Annotated in this window: 1 pseudogene; it reads left to right on the forward strand. The window is 58.8% G+C overall.

The window, feature by feature from the left end:
• A pseudogene (locus GTU76_RS29765) lies at positions 1–629 on the forward strand (calcium-binding protein); the annotation flags it as partial.

A 629-nucleotide genomic window follows, 5' to 3' on the forward strand; every position in this document is an offset into this window, starting at 1 on the left:
GGCGCCGACCAACTGATTGGTGGTGCCGGCTTCGATATCGCCAGCTATGAGGATGTGCCCAACAGCGTTGCAGTTACCCTGAACCTGAAGACTGGTGTACACACCGGTTTTGCAGCGGGCGATACCTTTGTCGGGATCGAAAGCTACCGGGGTTCGAACTACGGTGACACCTTTTACGCCAGCGCAGCCGCCGACAACCTCGACGGTTACAACGGCATCGACATGCTGAGCTACTCGCAGTCGGAACAGGCCGTGAACATCACCATGACCAGTGCGCGAGCGGGCACCGGTCTGGGTGGCGACGCCCAAGGCGACACGTTCTCCGATTTTGAAAACATCGTGGGCTCGAACTACAACGACGTGTTCACCGCGTCGTTGGGTACCACGACTTTCTACGGCGGCGCCGGTAACGACGTGTACATCATCAATGGTTCGGCCAGCCAGAACGTGGTGGAAATGGCGGGTGGCGGTGATGATGAAGTGCGCACCACGCTGAGCAACATCACCCTGGTCAACGAAGTCGAACGTCTGACGTTTACCGGTACTGGCAACTTCATCGGTCGCGGCAATGCCTCTGACAACGTCATCACCGGCGGTGCCGGCAACGATATCTTGATGGGCGGCGCAGG

The sequence above is a fragment of the Pseudomonas crudilactis genome (assembly GCF_013433315.1).
GTDB classification, from domain to species: Bacteria; Pseudomonadota; Gammaproteobacteria; order Pseudomonadales; family Pseudomonadaceae; genus Aquipseudomonas; species Aquipseudomonas crudilactis.